At 54.6% G+C, this 405-nt stretch carries 1 protein-coding gene and 1 pseudogene; one reads left to right on the top strand and one right to left on the bottom strand.

Annotated elements, in window-relative coordinates:
• A pseudogene (locus tag UF06_RS28110) lies at positions 1-199 on the top strand (hypothetical protein); the annotation flags it as partial.
• 42 nt (positions 200-241) lie between these two features.
• Here UF06_RS28110 and UF06_RS28105 read toward each other — a convergent pair.
• A partial coding sequence (locus UF06_RS28105; RefSeq protein ID WP_139046441.1) for a 2-oxo acid dehydrogenase subunit E2 occupies positions 242-405 on the bottom strand: 164 nt, incomplete at its 5' end.

Below are 405 nucleotides of genomic sequence, written 5' to 3'. Positions count from 1 at the left end.
CATCCAACATTTGGCGGGTAGGAATGATGCCAAAGGGATTGGGGCGATCAACGGTGATGCCGATCCGCCCATTTTCCGGGTGGCCGATTATGGCTTGGTCGGGGTTCTGTTTCCCTTCGGGCCCGGGCTTATTGATCAGTTGTGTTTCGTCCAATGCTGCTCTTCACTGAATAGCAAAAAAGCCCGGTTGAATCTTTAAACCGGTCTTTTTGTTGCTGCTTTGCGGGGCAGGATCAGCGCTTTACGCGCTGGGGCGCGGTAAGTGCAGCGATGTCGTTTTGGTAATGCGTGCGGCATCACCACCAGTGCGCGCGCGGTGGTCGACGTTGATCCTCAACGTCATCGCTTTGACCGCCAAAGCTTGATCCGCCTTAATCACCTCTTTTTCAAAGATGCGGCCAGCAC

The organism is Vibrio sp. S234-5 (assembly GCF_000960595.1).
Classification (GTDB): Bacteria; Pseudomonadota; Gammaproteobacteria; order Enterobacterales; family Vibrionaceae; genus Vibrio.
Note: the sequence above shows the minus strand (reverse complement) of the source record. Positions and strands in the feature narration are given on the sequence as shown.